The organism is Zoogloea sp. GW822-FHT05C07 (genome assembly GCF_058800215.1).
This window is the reverse complement of sequence record NZ_CM179510.1, coordinates 573,257-590,002: the sequence shown is the minus strand read 5'-3', so window position 1 is coordinate 590,002 and position 16,746 is coordinate 573,257. Positions and strand designations below refer to the sequence as shown.

Annotated in this window: 13 protein-coding genes; 4 read left to right on the top strand and 9 right to left on the bottom strand. The window is 68.7% G+C overall.

The genetic code is table 11. The features are described 5' to 3' along the window. Positions 1-74 precede the first annotated feature (74 nt). Both AC3QL2_RS02775 and AC3QL2_RS02770 read left to right on the top strand, forming a co-directional pair. The gene (locus AC3QL2_RS02775) at positions 75-1,121 is read left to right on the top strand and encodes a patatin-like phospholipase family protein (protein WP_493233810.1); all 1,047 of its coding nucleotides are present in this window, start codon (positions 75-77) and stop codon (positions 1,119-1,121) included. A 156-nt stretch (positions 1,122-1,277) separates the two neighbouring features. Then, on the top strand, positions 1,278-3,299 hold the full coding sequence (locus AC3QL2_RS02770; protein ID WP_493233808.1) for a methyl-accepting chemotaxis protein: 2,022 nt from the start codon (positions 1,278-1,280) through the stop codon (positions 3,297-3,299). A 10-nt stretch (positions 3,300-3,309) separates the two neighbouring features. Here the strand turns inward: AC3QL2_RS02770 and AC3QL2_RS02765 are convergent, their stop codons facing one another. After that, positions 3,310-4,080 carry a sulfite exporter TauE/SafE family protein gene (locus AC3QL2_RS02765; RefSeq protein WP_493233806.1) on the bottom strand — a complete coding sequence of 257 codons (771 nt, stop codon included), beginning with the start codon at positions 4,078-4,080 and terminating at the stop codon, positions 3,310-3,312. A gap of 97 nt (positions 4,081-4,177) precedes the next feature. Here AC3QL2_RS02765 and AC3QL2_RS02760 point away from each other — a divergent pair, with 97 nt between their 5' ends. Continuing rightward, complete coding sequence (locus AC3QL2_RS02760; RefSeq protein ID WP_493233804.1) at positions 4,178-5,098, top strand: LysR family transcriptional regulator; 921 nt, start codon at positions 4,178-4,180, stop codon at positions 5,096-5,098. 87 nt (positions 5,099-5,185) lie between these two features. On the opposite strand, the gene AC3QL2_RS02755 is transcribed toward AC3QL2_RS02760, so the two are convergent. The 4 genes from AC3QL2_RS02755 to AC3QL2_RS02740 form a co-directional block, all read right to left on the bottom strand. Then, entirely contained in the window at positions 5,186-6,298 is a 1,113-nt protein-coding gene (locus tag AC3QL2_RS02755; protein WP_493233802.1) for an alpha-hydroxy acid oxidase, read from the bottom strand. Beyond that, positions 6,295-6,975 carry a Fe2+-dependent dioxygenase gene (locus AC3QL2_RS02750; RefSeq protein WP_493233800.1) on the bottom strand — a complete coding sequence of 227 codons (681 nt, stop codon included), beginning with the start codon at positions 6,973-6,975 and terminating at the stop codon, positions 6,295-6,297. Before AC3QL2_RS02750 ends, AC3QL2_RS02755 begins: the two co-directional genes overlap by 4 nt. A 54-nt stretch (positions 6,976-7,029) precedes the next feature. Further along, entirely contained in the window at positions 7,030-9,312 is a 2,283-nt protein-coding gene (locus AC3QL2_RS02745) for a TonB-dependent receptor (RefSeq protein ID WP_493233798.1), read from the bottom strand. Positions 9,313-9,524: 212 nt separating this feature from the next. After that, complete coding sequence (locus AC3QL2_RS02740; RefSeq protein ID WP_493233796.1) at positions 9,525-10,265, bottom strand: helix-turn-helix transcriptional regulator; 741 nt, start codon at positions 10,263-10,265, stop codon at positions 9,525-9,527. A 203-nt stretch (positions 10,266-10,468) separates the two neighbouring features. Here AC3QL2_RS02740 and AC3QL2_RS02735 point away from each other — a divergent pair, with 203 nt between their 5' ends. Further along, the gene (locus AC3QL2_RS02735; protein ID WP_493233794.1) at positions 10,469-10,855 is read left to right on the top strand and encodes a VOC family protein; all 387 of its coding nucleotides are present in this window, start codon (positions 10,469-10,471) and stop codon (positions 10,853-10,855) included. On the opposite strand, the gene AC3QL2_RS02730 is transcribed toward AC3QL2_RS02735, so the two are convergent. From AC3QL2_RS02730 to AC3QL2_RS02715, 4 genes are all read right to left on the bottom strand, one after another. Next, a complete protein-coding gene (locus tag AC3QL2_RS02730) occupies positions 10,846-12,123 on the bottom strand; it encodes a TolC family protein (RefSeq protein ID WP_493233792.1) in 1,278 nt (425 codons plus the stop codon). The two genes, AC3QL2_RS02735 and AC3QL2_RS02730, sit on opposite strands and share 10 nt — an antisense overlap. Positions 12,124-12,191: 68 nt before the next feature. After that, positions 12,192-12,512 (bottom strand): DUF3240 family protein, encoded by a 321-nt coding sequence (locus tag AC3QL2_RS02725; RefSeq protein ID WP_493233791.1) that lies wholly within the window; start codon positions 12,510-12,512, stop codon positions 12,192-12,194. Next, positions 12,509-15,595, bottom strand: a complete 3,087-nt coding sequence (locus tag AC3QL2_RS02720) for an efflux RND transporter permease subunit (protein WP_493233790.1) — start codon at positions 15,593-15,595, stop codon at positions 12,509-12,511. Before AC3QL2_RS02720 ends, AC3QL2_RS02725 begins: the two co-directional genes overlap by 4 nt. Before the next feature lie 4 nt (positions 15,596-15,599). Beyond that, on the bottom strand, positions 15,600-16,727 hold the full coding sequence (locus AC3QL2_RS02715; protein ID WP_493233788.1) for an efflux RND transporter periplasmic adaptor subunit: 1,128 nt from the start codon (positions 16,725-16,727) through the stop codon (positions 15,600-15,602). Positions 16,728-16,746: the final 19 nt, after the last annotated feature.

Here is a 16,746-nt window from a genome sequence, read left to right as displayed (position 1 = left end):
ATCGACGGACGTCCATCATGTATGCTGCGGTGCAGCAATCCAAGCCGCAGCACCTGAATGGAGGTATTTCGTCCATGTTGAAGAAGCTTTGGAAAACCCGGGACCTTGTCGCTCCATCCCTGAGCCTTGCGCTGCAGGGCGGCGGGGCGCACGGCGCCTACACCTGGGGTGTGCTCGACCGCCTGCTGGAAGACGACTGGCAGATCGACGGCATCAGCGGAACCAGCGCCGGCGCGATGAACGCCGTGGCGCTGGCCCAGGGCTGGACCCGCGGTGGATCGGAGGGCGCGCGGGAGAGCCTGGCGGCGTTCTGGGAGGCGGTGTCCGACACCACGCCTTTCGAGCTCGATCTGCTGCACAGCTTCAACCCCGCCGGCGACGGGTCGCTGCCGGCCCCGGTGGGCATGATGCTGGGCCTGACCAGGATGTTCTCGCCCTACCAGCTCAATCCCTTTGAGCTGAATCCCCTGCGCGACGTGGTGCGCGCCCAGTTCGATTTCGAGCGCATCCGCCGCAGCTGTCCGCTCCAGCTGTTCATCGCGGCGACCCGCGTGCGCACCGGCAAGGTCCGCCTGTTCCACACCCGCGAGCTCACCGAGGAGGCGCTGCTCGCCTCGGCCTGTCTGCCGACCATGCACCACGCGGTGCAGATCGACGGGGAGGACTACTGGGACGGCGGCTTCACCGCCAACCCGGCGATCTATCCGCTGATGTACGAATGCGCCACGCCGGACATCCTGCTGGTGCTGCTCAACCCGCTGGTGCGCCCGGAAGCGCCCCGCACCGCCGACGAGATCGCCGCGCGCAGCGTGGAGCTGGGCTTCTCGACGACCTTCCTGCGCGAGATGCGCATGATCGCCCACGCCCGCAGCTACATCGAGGAGGGCAGCAACTGGCTGCCCCAGGGGCGGCTGGAGCGCAAGCTGACCCGCCTGCGCTTCCACATGGTGGAGGCCGAGGAGCTGGTGGATGCCGGCAGCGCCAGCAAGCTCAACGCCACGCGGGCCTTCCTGACCGAACTGCGCGACCTCGGGCGCGCGCGGGCGGCACGCTGGATCCGCTCCCACCGTCAGGACGTGGGGGTGCGTCCGTCGATCAAGCTGGCCGACGTATTCGCCTGAGCTGAACGCCGAGGGCATGAAAAAAGACCGTTTGCGTTTATTGCAGCCTCAAGACAGCCCGTTTTGAGCCGATATCCCCGGGCTCTCCCGTACTACGGTATGCACGCCGTATTGCGCCGGGAGAACCGATGAACGCCAACAAAAGAACAAAGAGACATGCTCAAGCACAAGCCCTTGGTCCGGCAGGTCGTCCTGCTGTGCACCCTTGGTATCGCCCTGATGGTGGTTGTCCTGGTCGCCACCGTTGCCGCCCTGTCGCGCCAGAGTGCGCTCAAGAAAGCCGAAGAGTCCCTGGCCCAGCAGGCGGACATGACCGTCGCCATGCTTGCCTATGCGCAGGATGCGCTGAAGGCGCGGGCAGCCGACGCCGTCACGCAGTTCTCCGCCAGTTTCCCCGGTACGCCGCGCCTGACTGGGCGGGAGCTGCCGGCGGGTGCTGAAACCCTGCCCGAGCTGGCGATCGGCTCGACCGTCGTCAGCGCCAACGTGGCGCTATTGCAGGATTACGCCCAGCGTTACGAAGACCGGGAGCCGTCCTTCCTGGTGCGCAAGGGCGACGGCTTCTATCGCGCGGTGACGCTGCTCAAAGGCAAGGACGGCAACTACCGGCACGGCGAGAAGGTCAGTTCCACCGGTGACTATCCGTCCATCCTGCTGACTGGCAAGCCCTACCTGGGCGCCATCGAGCGCAACGGCAAGATGTTCGTGCTGGCCGCGAATCCGCTCAAGGACGCCGCCGGCAACGTGATCGGCGCGGTGACGATGCGCGTCGACGCGGAGAGCAACGTCAAGCTGATCAAGGAGAAGCTGGCACAGATCCGCGTTGGCAAGACCGGCTACCCGTACATCGTGTCGGTGCCGTCGGGTGACGCGAAGGACGTGCGCTTCATCTACCACCCGAAGTTCGAGGGCAAGTCCCTGGCCGACCTGGACCCGCGCACCCAGGGCGTCATCAAGAGTCTGGTGGAGAAGCGCAACGGCACGCTGGTCTACAAGTGGGGCGACCCCGAGGTCGACAAGATGGTGGTCGTCCGTGAGCTGCCGGATCTGCACTGGATGGTGGCCAGCGGCTCGTGGGTGGATGAGTTCGTCGAAGACGCCAACGGGCTGCGCAACGACATTGCGCTGTTGGCGGTGGCCTGCGGGGCGCTGCTGATCCTGGCGCTGGGCTATTTCCTGCGCCTGCGCCTCAAGCCCCTGTCGCACCTGGCCGAGCTGGTGTCCCGCTTTGGCAGCGGTGACCTGACCGTGCGCGCCGAGGTGGATGCCCGCAGCCGCAGCGAGATCGACCTGATCGGCAGCAGCATCAACACTGCCGCGGAGTCCATGCGCACTCTGAGCGGCAGCATCCGCCAGACCAGCGACCACCTGCAGCGCACCGCGCAGAACATGTCGGTGGCCTCCGAATCGCTCGGCGACGCGACCCGCCGGCAGAGCGATTCCGCCAGCGCGATGGCCAGCACCACCGAGCAGCTGACGGTCAGTGTGGAGCAGGTGGCCAGCAACGCTTCCCACGCGCTCGAACTGACGCAGGAAACGTCACGGGCGGTGCAGGAAGGCGTCGGCTCGGTGCAAGGCAGTATCGAACAGCTCAACGAAACGGCGCGCACCGTGCAGGCTGCGGCGACCCAGGTCGAGCAACTCGGCCAGCAGTCGGCGGAGATCCACCGGGTGCTCAACGCGATCCGCGACATCTCCGAACAGACCAACCTGCTGGCCCTCAATGCAGCCATCGAAGCGGCCCGCGCCGGCGAGCAGGGGCGTGGCTTCGCGGTGGTGGCCGACGAGGTGCGCAAGCTGGCTGAGCAGTCAGGCAAGTCCGCGTCGCTGATCGACGCCATCCTCAACAGCATCCAGGATGGCGTGTCGTCGGTGGCCGACTCCGCCCGCAAGGCGGTGCAGCAGGTGGATCGCAACGTGGCGGCGTCGCGCCAGGTCGGCGAGGCGCTGCAGTCCATCCATGAGCGGGCCGAGCGCACTTCCCAGGCGGTGGCCGACATCGCCCGCGCGACGCGGGAGCAGACCCAGGCCAGCCAGACGATCGCTGGTGGCATCGATTCGGTGGCCCGCTCGGTGGCCGAGACCAGCCAGTCGGCAGCGTCAAACCGCAGCGAGGCGTCCGAGCTGCTGCGTGTCGCCCGCGATCTGGAAAACGAGGTCGGGCGCCTGCGCGTGTAAGTCCGGGCGCTCAGCCCATCACCAGCGGACTGACCAGCAGCCATAGGGCGGCGATCAGAAGCAGGCCGGAGAAAGCGCGCTGCATGGTCTTTTCCGGCAGGCGGTGGGCGAAGGCCACGCCGGCCGACACGGTAAACAGCCCGCTGGCCGCCATTGGCAGGCCCATCGCCCAGTTCACCCGGTGGGCGCCGGCATAGACCAGTAGCGCGATCAGCGAACTGGGCGTGACCAGCGCCAGCGCGAAGGCCTGGGCGACGGTCTGGCGCAGGCCGAACAGGCTGGTCAGCAGAGGTGTGGCAACCAGCCCGCCGCCGATGCCGAGCAGGCCCATGCTGCTGCCGCCGATCAGGCCGACCAGCGGCACGTGGCGTTCATTCAGGCGCGGCGCCGTGGTGGCCTGGCGGGAACGGCCGGGGAAGATGCGCTTGAGCGCCATCGCCAGCAGGAACAGCGAGAACAGCACCTTCAGCGTGGCCGGGTCCAGCGCGTTGGCGAAATGCGCGGTGCCCCAGGTGGTGAGCATGGCGATCACGCCGATCGCCAGCGCGCGCCGGAAGGGTACCGGGTGGCGCTGGCTGTAGCGCCACCAGCCGACCATCAGGTTGGGCACCATCATCACCAGCGCCGTGCCCTGGGCCAGCGGCTGCTCCATGCCGTAGCCGATGACGAACAGCGGGATCGCGATGATGCCGCCACCGATGCCGAACATACCGCCGAAGAAGCCGAGGGCGGCGCCGAGGATCAGCGCCGGGAGAAATGCGAGGAGGTCGGGGATGGACATGATGGCTTGGCGAGGGAAGACCCGGCTTCCATCTTAAGGACCGCTGGCGGAGATACAATGCTTTCAGGTTAATTTGATTCGTACCTGAAGCGCACGAATGCAGGATTCATCTGATCTGGCCTTCTTTGCCGTCGTCGCCCGCCAGGACAGCCTGGCCGCTGCGGCTGCCGAGCTGGGCGTGACTCCGCCGGCGGTGAGCCGCCGTCTGGCCGCGCTGGAGGCGCGCCTCGGCGTGCGCCTGCTCAACCGCACGACGCGACGCCAGAGCCTGACGCCGGAGGGCGAGCGCTATCTCGACGAAGGCGCGCGCATCCTGCGCGACATCGAGACCCTGGAGCGTGGCCTGTCGGCCAGCCGCGAGCAGCCTCGCGGGTTGCTCCGCGTGAATGCGACGCTGGGTTTCGGGCGCTGCCACCTGGCGCCGGCCATCGCCGATTTCGCGCTGCGCTACCCGGAAGTGGAGGTGATCCTGCAGCTCACCGACCGGCCACTGGATCTGACGGCAACCGCTACCGACGTCGGGGTCCGCTTCGGCCCGCCGCCGGATACCCGCGTGCTGGCCCGGCGGATCGCCGCCAACCGGCGTCTGCTGTGCGCATCGCCGGCCTATCTGGCGGCGAATGGCGAGCCGGCCGATCCGCAGGAGCTGGCCCGCCACCGCTGCATCGTGATCCGTGAGAACACCCGCGCCTACAACAGCTGGGAGCTGACCGATGGCGAACGGCAGACCACCGTGAAGGTGCGCGGCGGGCTGAGCAGCAACCATGGCGAGGTGGCGGTGGGCTGGGCGCTGGCCGGCCACGGCATTGTGCTGCGCTCGGAATGGGATGTGGCGCCGCATCTGCGCGGTGGCGAACTGCGGCGCGTGCTGGCGCCGTGGGTCGGGGCGGTAGCGGACATCCATGCCGTCTATCCCCAGCGCCATCTGCTCAGCGCCAAGGTGAAGGTCTTTGTGGATTTCCTGGCCGAGCGTTTTGCAGCCTATCGGCCGGAGGCGGATGAAACAGCGTCCTGGTAGGCGGCGCTCTCAAGTAAACGTCGGGCCGCCCCAGGTTTCCTTGTTACCCGCGAGGGGCGGGCTGGGCGTAGCCCGGCTCTGCGGCACTTACGCCACCAGCAGCGTGGGCGGGATGTCCTGCAGCGTGCGGCAGCCACACAGGGCCATGGCGATTTCCAGCTCGTCGCGCAGCAGGCGGATCACATGGGCGACGCCGAGGGCGCCGGCGTTGGCCAGGCCGAAGATGTAGGGCCGGCCGATCAGTACCGCGCTGGCGCCGAGGGCCATCGCCTTCAGCACGTCGGTGCCGCGGCGGATGCCGCCGTCCACCAGCACCGGCAGGCTGTCGCCGACCGCATGCACGATGGATGGCAGTGCGGTGGCGGTGGGCAGGCTGGTGTCGAGGGTGCGCCCGCCGTGGTTGGAGACGATCAGGCCACCGACCTGCAGGCGCTTCGCTTCGCGGGCGTCCTCCGGGTCCAGGATGCCTTTCAGGATCACCGGCAGGCGGGTATTGGCCTGCAGCCAGGCCACGTCGTCCCAGCCCGGTGCGTCGAGCAGCAGATCGTCGAACAGGCCGCTGGCGCCGGGGGCGAGGGGGCGGGCGAGGCGGGGCGGCAGGCTGTCCAGATTCACCGCGCGGACGCCCGGCGGCAGGCGGAAGCCGGCGCGGCGTTCCTGGTCGCGGGCGCCGTGGCAGGGTGCATCCACGGTCAGCACCAGCGCTTCGTAGCCGGCGGCTTCGACGCGGCGCACCAGTTCGAGGTTGAAGCCCTTGTCGTGCTGCAGGTAGAGCTGGAACCACAGGGGGCCGCGGTCCGGGTCGTTGCGCACCGCATCGGCGATGTACTCGAGCGGCAGGCTGGCCTGGGTGCTGAGCACCAGCCCGGCCTGCTGGGCGGCGGCGGCGCAGGCTGTGGCGAGTTCGCCGTCCGGATGGGCCATGCGCTGGTAGGCGACCGGGGCGAGCAGGAGCGGGTGAGCCAGTTCGCGGCCGAGAAGCGACACGCGCGTATGGCCGCCGGCCAGCGCGCGCAGCACGCGGGGGCGCAGGCGCAGGGCATCCCAGGCTTGCTTGTTGTCGGCGATGCTCAGTTCGTCGGCTGCGCCGCCGGCGAAGTAAGCCCAGGCGTTGGTGTCGAGCACGCCGCGGGCGTGGGCTTCGTGGTCGCCGAGGCTGACCACGCCGGGCGGCAGGGTGTCGATGCGCGGTGCGCTCATGTGTCGGACCACATGCGCAGCAGGTTGTGATAGGTGCCGGTCAGTGCCATGGCGTCGTCGTTGTCGCCGTGTTTTTCACGCAGGCGCATGACGCTCATGTCCAGGTCGAAGAGGAGGCGGCGCTGCTCGTCGCTGCGCACCATGCTTTCGATCCAGAAGAAACTGGCGATGCGGTGACCGCGGGTGACGGGAGTGACGCGGTGGATGCTGGTACCGGGGTAGAGCACGGCGTGCCCGGCGGGCAGCTTCACGCCGCGGCTGCCGTAGGTGTCTTCGACCAGCAGCTCGCCGCCCTCGTATTCGTCGGGATCGGACAGGAAGACCGTGCACGACACGTCGGTGCGCACGCGGCGTCCGTCCGTGGCGACGCAGATCGCGTTGTCGATGTGGGCGCCGTAGCTCGGCGTGTCGCCGCCGTAGCGATTGACCCGCGGGGTGAAGATCTTCTTCGGTAGGGCGGCGGTGAGGAACAGCGGATGGCGTTCCACTTTGCCCAGGATCAGGCTGCTGATGGCGCGGTCGGCGTCGCTGTCGCGGGGCAGTTGCTGGTTGTTCTTGATCTGCGCGGCCAGCGGGCCGGCGCTGTTGCGTCCGTCGGCCCAGGCGGCATCGGCGAGCAGGCCGCGGACCTGCTGGACTTCTGCTGCGCTCAGTACATCCGGGATCTGCAGGAGCATGGTGAAAGCCTGTGTTGATGCGGGCGGAAAGAGGTTTCCGCCCGCGGGAACGACTTAGAACTTGAAGGTCGAGGTCAGCATATACAGCCGGCCTGCCCCAGGAATGTAGAACGACGTGTAGAGGGCGTCAGCGTACAGCTTGTTGGTGATGTTGCTGACGTTGGCCTTGATGATGACCTTGTCCGGCACTACCGCGTATTCAGCCATCAGATCCGCCGTCATGTAGCCTTCCGAGTACCAGCCGGGGTTGCGATTGGGGCTCATCTTGCTGCGGAAGTTGACGCCACCGCCGGCCCGCAGCTTGTCGGTGAACTGGTAGGTCGTCCACGCCGAACCGGAGTGCTTCGGGATCAGGGACGGACGCGAGCCCTTGGCTTCGCTGTCCGCAACGCCCTTGTCGATCTCGGCATCCCAGATCCACATGTAGGAGCCCCACAGTTCCCAGCGCGGCGTGATGCGGCCGGTGAAGTCGAACTCGGCGCCGGTGGAGTGCCGCTTGCCGGACAGCACCGACAGGTTGATCAGGGTGTCGGTGTTGCGCTCATTGAGCTTGACCGAGCGGAACAGCGCGTAGCGGGTGCTGAAGCGGCGGTCGGCGGATTCGATCTTGGCGCCGAGCTCCAGGTTCATGCTCTTCTCGGGCGGGGTGTCCTGGTTCTGCGTGCTGTACGAATAGGTGTCGCCGGAGGTGTTGAACGAGGTGGCGTAGGACAGGTGGTAGGACTGCAGCGGGTTCGGCTGGTACATCGCGCCAACACGCTGGCTCCACTTGTAGATGCCCTGCTTGTAGTTGGTGATCGCGTTGGTGGTCAGGTTGAACTGGTCGTAATTGCCCGACATGGCGTCGTAGCGGATGCCGCCGAGCAGCTTCCAGTGATCGGCGATCTGGATCAGGTCCTGGCCATAGATGCCGCCGGACACGCTTTCGAACTCGCCTGTCTTGGAGAGCGTGCGGCTGGCTTCGTCCACCGTGGCGCCATCGAAGGGCGTGCCGAGGGTGGTATTGGCCTTGATCGGCACGATGCCGCCCTGGGCCGCGCTGCGGGCGCCGAAGACCTTCTTCTTCTCCCACGCGAAATCCACGCCAGTCACCGCCTCGTGCTTGAAGCCGAAGGCGTCGAACTTGGAGGACAGGTCGCTCTGGGCGAAGAAGTTCTCCATGCTCTGCATCTTGAGCTGCGTCCCGCGGGACAGCACGGTGCCGTCGTTCAGCGTGGCCAGGCTGGCGGCCACGCCACCGGGCTGGAGCGTGGCGGCGGCAAAGCGCATCGCGCTGCCGCGCAGGTCGCGCTCGAAGTCACCCTTGCGGAACTTGGTGACCAGTTCGGTATCTGCGGAGAAGCGGTGGGTGTGGATCAGCGTGGCGTAGTTGGCGGTGCCGTTGCTGTAGTCGCTGGCCATCCCGTAATAGGTTTTCGGGTCGACCGGCAGCATGACGGTGGACGACGCCGGCGACGTGGCGGTCGGGCGGATCCATGGCATGCCGTAGTTGATGCCGTTCTTGTTGTCGAGGTGGTAGTAGCCGACCTCGATTTCGTCGGTGGTGCCGATGCCCCAGCGGTAGTCGGCGGCGAAGCCCTGCTTGTCGATGCTGGCGCCGGCGCCGTTGTTGTCGGCGATGGTGCGCATCGCGTTGAAGCGGAAGGCTTCGTTGTCGCCGGTGCGCACGTTGAGATCGGCGACGGCGCGGCGGTAGTTGTGGCTGCCGAGGGTCACGTCCACCTGGTTCTCGCCGTACAGCTGGGCCTGCTTGTTGACCTGGTTGACTGCGCCGCCGGTGGAGCCACGGCCGAACAGCATGGAGGCGGAACCGCGCAGCACTTCGAGGCGGTCCAGGTTGAAGGTGTCGCGGTCGTAGAAGGCCGGGTCGCGCATACCGTCGATGAACAGGTCACCGGTGGTGTTGAGCGCGAAGCCACGCAGGCGGATGTCTTCCTCGCCATTTTCGGCGGCCAGGAACGTGATGCCGGCCGTCATCTTGAGGGCTTCCTTGACCGTGTCGATCTTGCGGTCGTCGATGAGCTTCTCGGTGACCACGGTGATCGACTGGGGAATGTCGCGAAGCTGCTGCTGGCCCTTGCCGATGCGGGTGGTGGTGGTGCGCAGGCTGTCCTTGCCCTGTTCGGCCTCGGCGGCGGCCTTGACGACCACCGGCTTTAGGGTCTTCACGTCATCCTCGGCGGCGGGCGTCTGGGCCCAGCCGTTCATCGAGGCGGCGAACATCATCGCGCCGAGGGGCAGGATGACGCGTTCGGTGGTGCTGCCGGTGGCTTGCTCGGGTGCGGCGTTGCGGTGGGGGGGGTGAAAGCTCTGGTGACGGGTTTTAGTGCGTGCCAATTTGGCCTCCTGAGATGAATGTCGCCGGTGGGGCGGTGGAATTCAGGACCTGAGGCTGGCTGGCTTGGCTAGCGGATGGCTGGCTTGCCCGTAGGATCTGCTTACAACTGTAACGCAAATGAGAGTTGTTCGCAATTATATGTAAGCCCTTCGACAGCTTTCTGCCGGATTTCCGCAGGGGCGGGCTCCGCTCAGTGGGCTGGAAAGCGGTGTCATGCGGTGGCGGGCCCGGGCCTTGGCGCACCGTGCGTCGCCGGCCTGGAGGCAGATGGCTTCGCAGACGCCTGCTGGACGGACAGGAGATAGCGGGCCAGCATGCCTTCGCCTTCGAAGTGGCTGTCGAGGGCGACGACGTTGCGGATGCGGTCGAGGCGGAAGCTGCGGAACTCCCCGCGCAGTTCGCACCAGGCGCCGAGGGTCCAGGTTTCGCCCCAGAACACCAGGCCGAGCGGCTGGATGATTCGTTCGCTGTCTGCGCCGTCGGCCCGCGTATAGGCAACGCTGACCTTGCGCTGGGTGGCAATGGCCTCGCGCAGCTCTGCCATCGGGGCGCGCATCGCGTCGGGGACGTGGAAGCCGGGTACCAGCAGCGCGTCGCGGGCCGGATCGTCGCGCAGCTTCTTCGGCAACACCGCCTCGATGCGCAGCAGCGCGCGTTCCGCCGCACGGCCGAGTTCGGGGTCGGCCCAGCTGCGCACCATGCGGCTGCCGAGGGCCAGGGCGGCGAGTTCGTCGGCGTCGAACATCAACGGCGGCAGGCGGTAGCCCGCACGCATCAGGTAGCCGACGCCGGCTTCGCCGCTGATCGGCACGCCGGACCGGGACAGGTCGGCGACGTCCCGGTATACGGTGCGCTCCGACACCTGCAGGGCCTCGGCCAGTTCGCGGGCGGTGACGGCCCGTCCGCGGTCGAGGAGGAGGACGATCTGGAACAGGCGGTCGGCGCGGCGCATGCAGGGACTCCGGACGGGAAACAGCCCCGGTCCACATCACGGGCGGCGCTCGGGCTCCGCCCGCCCGTGGCTGGGGGCTACTGACACAAGGCTGGCAGGATACCGCGCCAACCGGACGATTGCGCCGGGGCTACTGACGGAAGGCTGTCAGGAGCAGGTGGTCAGAATGGCGGCTCCAATCAATCCGCATGAAGGAGCACAGCATGGCCAAGACCCTGATCAACTGGTTTGAAATCCCCGTCGCCGACCTGGAACGGGCGGTCCGTTTCTACGAGGCGACCTTTGCGGTCAGCCTGCGCCGTGAGGCGATGCACGGCATGCAGATGGCCGTCTTCCCGTACGTCGAGCCGGCGACCGGCGGGGCTTTGCTGGCCGCGCCGCAGGCCCGGCCCGGCGAGCAGGGCATTCTGATCTATCTGGATGGCGGCGACGACCTCGCGGTGCCGCTGGCCCGTGCGGTGGAGGCCGGTGGGCAGGTATTGCTGCCGAAGACCCAGATCAGCCCGGAGATCGGCTACATCGCGATGTTCGCCGACAGCGAGGGCAACCGCATCGGGCTGCACTCGCCGGGCATGCCCGCTCAGGGGTGATCGTGTTCGCCGTGCTCGTCGTCGTCCATGTCCAGCGCCCACAGCTGGTGGGCGTCGAGGAGCAGGCGGTAGCGGGCTTCGCTGGCGTCGAGGCGGGCCAGGCTGGCGGCCAGGCGCGCCTCGTGGGCCAGGCGGCGGGCGTTGAGGGTGTCCGACAGGCTGCCCTCGCCGAGCTGCCAGGCCCGTTCGCTGAGGTCGGCGCTGCGCGACAGCGCCTCGGCGGCGGCCTGCTGGCTCAGCCAGCCGGTCCGCGCGGCGGTCGCGCGGCGGTACAGGGCCGCAGCTTCGGCTTCGATGCGGCGCTGGATGCCGGCTTCCCGGTGGGCGCTGGCCTGGGCGGTGGCGACGGCGGCGTCGGCGTCGGCGCGGCGGCCTTCACCGGGCAGCGGCAGGTTGAGGGTCAGGCCGATCAGGCGTTCTTCGCCGTCACGCTCGCGGGCCACGCGCACGCCGACGCTGGGGTCCGGGCGCCGTTCGGCTTCGGCCCGGCTCGCGCTGATACGGGCACGCAGGCTTTCCGAGCGGGCGACGCCCAGCTCATGGTTGTGTTCGAGGATCGCGGTGATCCACTTGGCGGCGTCCTGGCCGACGGTCTCCGGCGGCACTTCGGGCACGCTGTCGGGCAGGTTCAGCGCGGGGTAGAGGCGGCGCAGGCTTTCGGCGGCCACCTGGGCACGGCCTTCGGCCTGGGCCAGCTGGGCTTCGGCCTGGGCCTGCGCGGCATCGGCCTGCAGTCTTTCCAGGCGCGGGGCGTCGCCCAGCTCGACACGGCGTTTCACCACGCTGGCCTGGCGGGCCAGTACGTCGCGCTGCTTGCGCCATTGTTCTGTGCCGGCCTGCTCGCGCAACCAGTCGAACCATGCGGTCAGCAACGCGCGGCTCGCCTCGTGCAGTGCATCGCCGCGGCCGATCTTGGCGCTGGCGATGCCGGCGGCGCCGAGCTGGCGATCCAGCTCGCCCTTGCCGGGCAGGCGCAGTGCGCGTTCCAGGCCGACGTCCCATTCGTTGAAGCGCTCGGTCGGCGTTGTGCGCACGCGGCGCTGCTGGTCGGTGAGGCGCAGCGTCCATTCGTGGGGGCCGGCGGCGAGGCGCCGGCTGCGCGCTTCCTCGGCTTCCAGCATGGCGCCGGCGGCGCTGACCATCGGGCTGCCGCGCAGCACGCTGGTCACCTGGGCCTGCGGTGGCAGGTCCGGCGCATCGGCGGCCGGGCCGGCGAGGGCGGAGACGGGGAGCAGCGCCAGCAGCAGGAATCGTAGAGGCGAGTTCATTCGCCCGATGCGGTTCGATTGCCGCTCGAGAACGAGTGCTTTGTTTCCCATGGGGTAGGCCTGTGGCTTCATGCGAGTCTCCCGCTGGCCATCACCGGCATCATCCAGAAGAACACCCGGTTGGTGCCGAAGCGTTCGCGCAGGATGTCGAGTAGGGCCTGGGCATCGCCGAGTGGGGCGACCAGTTCGACCCGGCAGCAGGCAGCGCGGCCGCGCACATGTTCGGCGGTGCCGCTGAAGGTGACCCGCTGGCCCAGGCCTTCGACCCGTTGGGACGTGAAGCCCGGTGCCAGCGTCGGGTGTTCGAGCAGGGTTTCCAGCAAGGCGTCCTCCACCTCGATGGGCAGCACCAGGGTCAGCACGACGTGGGACGGGGGATCGACGATCATTGGCTTGCAACCTCGGGGGCGACGGGGGCGACGCCGAAACGGCGGTACAGGACGGGGAGCAGCAGCAGGGTCAGGGCGGTGGCGCTGAACAAGCCGCCGATCACCACGACGGCCAGCGGACGCTGCACCTCGGAGCCCGGCCCGGTGGCAAACAGCAGCGGCACCAAGCCGAGGGCGGCGATGTTGGCTGTCATCAGCACCGGGCGCAGACGGCGTTTGGCGCCTTCCACGACGACCTCGGCGATGGGCATGCCGCGGGCGTGGAGTTGGTTGAAGTAGCTGACCATCACGACGCCGTTGAGCACCGCGATGCCGAGCAGTGCGATGAAGCCCACCGAGGCCGGCACCGACATGTACTCGCCCGAAACCGCCAGCGCAAGTACGCCGCCGACCATCGCGAAGGGCACCATCGACAGTACCAGCAGGGCCTGGCGGACCGAGCCGAAGGTGGAGAACAGCAGCACGAAGATCAGCCCGAGGGCGACCGGCACCACCACGATCAGGCGGGCGGCGGCGCGCTGCTGGTTCTCGAACTGCCCGCCCCAGGCGAGGCGGTAGCCGTTCGGCAGCGGCACCTTGGCGGCTACCGCGGCGCGGGCTTCGTCGACGAAGCCGACCAGGTCGCGCCCGCGCACGTTGGACTGGATCACCGCGTAGCGCTGGGCGTTTTCCCGGTCCACCTTGACCGGGCCATCCACCCGCTCGACCCTGGCGATGCTGGACAGCGGCAGGCTGTGGCCGTCCGGCGCGGTGATGCGCAGCGCGGCGAAGGCCTCCGGATCGCTCTGCAGGCTGGCCGGGCCGCGGATCAGCAGCGGCACGCGGCGGGTGGATTCGATCACCGTGCCGGCGATGCGTCCTTCGAGCAGGCTGCGCAGCGTGTTTTGCACGTCCTCCACGTTGAGGCCGAAGCGGCCGGCGGCCAGGCGGTCCACCTGGATCTTCAGGTACTGCACGCCTTCGTTGCGGATGGTGATGGTGTCCTCGGCGCCGGGCACCGCCTTGACGACGCCTTCGATCTGCGCGGCGAGGTGGTTGAGGGTGTTGAGGTCGGGGCCGTAGAGCTTGATCGCCAGGTCGCCGCGCACGCCGGTGAGCATCTCCGACACGCGCATGTCGATGGGCTGGGTGAAGGTCAGCGCAATGCCGGGGAAGTTCTCCATCACGGCGCGCAGTTGATCGGTCAGCCAGTCCTTGTCTGCCTTGCGCCATTCCTCGCGGGGCTTGAGGACGAGGAAGGTGTCGGTCTGGTTGAGGCCCATCGGGTCGAGGCCCAGCTCGTCGGCGCCCGAGCGGGCGACGACGGCCTTCACCTCAGGCACCGCCTTCAGCACCGCCTGCTGCACGCGTAGGTCGGTATCGATGGTCTGGGCCAGGCTGATGGACGGCAGCTTTTCGAGCTGCATGATGATGTCGCCTTCGTCCATCGTCGGCATGAAGGTCTTGCCGAGGCTGACGAAGGCGGCGGCGGCCACCAGCAGCGACACGCCGGCCGCTGCCGCGACCCGCTTGCCGTGGGCCAGCGCGTACTGCAGCAGTGGCGCGTAGGCTGCCTGCAGCTTGCGGATCAGCCAGGGTTCGTGGGCCTCGCCGCGCTTCAGCAGGTAGGAGGCCAGCACCGGCACGACGGTCAGGGACAGCAGCAGCGAGGCCGACAGCGCGAACACGATGGTCATCGCCACCGGGCCGAACAGCTTGCCTTCCAGGCCCTCCAGCGTCAGCAGCGGCAGGAACACGATGACGATGATGAGGATGCCGGAGGCGACCGGCGCGGCGACTTCCCGCGTGGCGCGGAAGACCAGGTGCAGCCGCGGCTGGCTGGCCGCGGCGCCGCCTTCGGCGAACTGGGTTTCGATGTTCTCGACCACCACCACGGCGGCATCCACCAGCATGCCGATGGCGATGGCGAGGCCGCCGAGGCTCATCAGGTTGGCCGACAGGCCGACCTGGCGCATCGCGATGAAGGTGGCCAGTGCCGCCAGCGGCAGCATCAGCGCCACCACCAGCGCGGCGCGCAGGTTGCCGAGGAAGGCCAGCAGCAGCACGACGACCAGCACGATGGCCTCCACCAGCGCCTTCGACACCGTGTGGATGGCGCGGCCGACCAGCTCGCTGCGGTCGTAGAAGGGCACGATCTGCACGCCCGGCGGCAGTTGCGGGGCGAGCTCGGCCAGGCGTGCCTTGACGCCGTCCACCACCTTGCCGGCGTTAGCGCCACGCAGGCCGAGAACCAGGCCTTCGACGGCCTCGCCTTCGCCGCTGCGGGTGACGGCGCCATAGCGGGTCAGCGCGCCGATGCGCACGCTGGCCACGTCGCCAACGCGGACTACATTGCCGGCGTCGCTCTTCAGCACGATGGCGCGTACATCGTCCAGGTTGCGGATGGCGCCCTCGGCGCGCACCAGCAGGGTTTCCTCGCCTTCGTTGAGGCGGCCGGCGCCGTCGTTGCGGTTGTTGGCCTCCAGTGCGGCCTGCAGCTGGGCCAGCGTCAGGCCGCGGGCGGCGAGGGCGGCCGGGTCGGGGGCGATCTCGAAGCTGCGCGCCTCGCCGCCGAGGCTGTTCACGTCGGCCACGCCGGGCACCGTGCGCAGCGCCGGGCGGATCGTCCAGTCGAGCAGGGTGCGCTTCTCTTCAAGGGACAGCGGCCCCTCAATGGTGAACATGAACATCTCGCCGAGGGGCGTGGTGATCGGTGCGAGGCCGCCGCCGGCGCCCGGCGGCAGGTTGCCCATCACGCCGGCCAGGCGCTCGCCGACCTGCTGGCGGGCCCAGTAGATGTCGGTGCCGTCCTCGAAGTCGAGGGTCACGTCGGCCAGCGCGTATTTGGATGTGGAGCGCAGGATGCGCTGGTGCGGAATGCCCAGCATTTCCTGCTCGATGGGCACGGTGATGCGCGTCTCGACCTCTTCCGGCGTCATCCCGGGGGCCTTGATGATCAGCTTGACCTGGGTCGTCGATACGTCGGGGAAGGCGTCGATGGGCAGACCGTTCCAGGCCTGCACGCCGGCGCCGATCAACAGCAGCGTGGCGACCAGCACCAGCAGGCGCTGGGTGAGCGAGAACTCGATGAGGCGGGACAGCATGGTCTTATTCTTTCCCGATGCCCAGCCAGTTGGCCTTCAGCGCCGCGACGCCGGTGGTGACCACCGTGGCGTCGGCGGGCAGGCCGCCGACCAGCGCCGTGTCGCCCATCCGGCCGCTGATGCTCACCGGCACGGCCCGGTAGCCGGTGCTCTTGCCGTCGCTGGCGACGATGAATACCCATTGCTTGTCCTGGTGGCGCAGCAGTGCCGTGGCGGGGACCTGGGCCGCGCCGCTACCGCCGTCGGCCGGCAGATCGAGGTCTACGGCAGCGGCCTGGCCGGGGCGCAGGTTCTGCGCGCCGTGGGTGATCAGGCCGCGCAACAGCACGCTCTGGCTGGATGCATCGACAGCCCGGCCGACCGCGACCAGCTCGCCGCTGGTGCCGGTGCCGGGAATGCGCAGCGGCGTGCCGACGCGGGCCCGGCTGGCCACGGCGAGGGGGGCCTGGATGTCCACCGACAGGGGATCGAGGCGGGCGATGCGGTACAGCGGCGCGGACTGCTCGACCCGCTGGCCGACGCTGACCTGCTGCTCCAGCACGCTGCCGGCAATCGGTGCGACGAGGCTGAGGGTCTGCCCACCGCTGTGCTGGGCCAGGCTCAGCTCCTGGCGGCGCTCGGCGGCCTGGGCGGCGGCCTGGGTGGCATTGGCGCGGCTGGCCTGCAGGCGCGATTCGGCGATCAGCCCTTCGCGGAACAGCTGTTCGTCCCGGTTGAGGCTCTGACGGGCGAGGCTGGCCTGGGCATCGGCCTGGATGCGGTCGCGCTGTAACTCGAGGGCCTGCGGGCTGGCGATGCGGGCCAGTAGCTGGCCTTTCTTCACCGTCAGGCCGGGGGCGGTTTCCAGGCTTTCGACGACGCCTGCCAGCGGTGCGGCGATGACCCGGACCTGGTCGTTGGGGATGCTGACGGTGGCCGGCAGCCCGCTTGCGGCCGGATTGCCGTTGCTCCCCGCCTTGCGGGTGGCGATGCCGAGGGCCTGGCTCTGGGCGGCGGACAGGGCGACGAAATTGGCGTCGCCGGCCTGCGCCGCGTCGTACGGAAGGCTGGACAGCAGGAAAACCAGCAGGCTGGCCGTGAGCGCACGAGGCAGGGAGGGCAGGGGGCGGACGGCTGAATGCGAGGGCGACATGGGGACTCCGGCACGAGGC

What these genes read in the sequence shown, in the direction of transcription:
- AC3QL2_RS02775 (WP_493233810.1), top strand. Translation starts at nt 75, where the DNA reads ATGTTGAAGAAGCTTTGGAAAACCCGGGACCTTGTCGCTCCATCCCTG.
- AC3QL2_RS02770 (WP_493233808.1), top strand. Translation starts at nt 1,278, where the DNA reads ATGCTCAAGCACAAGCCCTTGGTCCGGCAGGTCGTCCTGCTGTGCACC.
- AC3QL2_RS02765 (WP_493233806.1), bottom strand. Translation starts at nt 4,080, where the DNA reads ATGTCCATCCCCGACCTCCTCGCATTTCTCCCGGCGCTGATCCTCGGC.
- AC3QL2_RS02760 (WP_493233804.1), top strand. Translation starts at nt 4,178, where the DNA reads ATGCAGGATTCATCTGATCTGGCCTTCTTTGCCGTCGTCGCCCGCCAG.
- AC3QL2_RS02755 (WP_493233802.1), bottom strand. Translation starts at nt 6,298, where the DNA reads ATGAGCGCACCGCGCATCGACACCCTGCCGCCCGGCGTGGTCAGCCTC.
- AC3QL2_RS02750 (WP_493233800.1), bottom strand. Translation starts at nt 6,975, where the DNA reads ATGCTCCTGCAGATCCCGGATGTACTGAGCGCAGCAGAAGTCCAGCAG.
- AC3QL2_RS02740 (WP_493233796.1), bottom strand. Translation starts at nt 10,265, where the DNA reads ATGCGCCGCGCCGACCGCCTGTTCCAGATCGTCCTCCTCCTCGACCGC.
- AC3QL2_RS02735 (WP_493233794.1), top strand. Translation starts at nt 10,469, where the DNA reads ATGGCCAAGACCCTGATCAACTGGTTTGAAATCCCCGTCGCCGACCTG.
- AC3QL2_RS02730 (WP_493233792.1), bottom strand. Translation starts at nt 12,123, where the DNA reads ATGAACTCGCCTCTACGATTCCTGCTGCTGGCGCTGCTCCCCGTCTCC.
- AC3QL2_RS02725 (WP_493233791.1), bottom strand. Translation starts at nt 12,512, where the DNA reads ATGATCGTCGATCCCCCGTCCCACGTCGTGCTGACCCTGGTGCTGCCC.
- AC3QL2_RS02720 (WP_493233790.1), bottom strand. Translation starts at nt 15,595, where the DNA reads ATGCTGTCCCGCCTCATCGAGTTCTCGCTCACCCAGCGCCTGCTGGTG.
- AC3QL2_RS02715 (WP_493233788.1), bottom strand. Translation starts at nt 16,727, where the DNA reads ATGTCGCCCTCGCATTCAGCCGTCCGCCCCCTGCCCTCCCTGCCTCGT.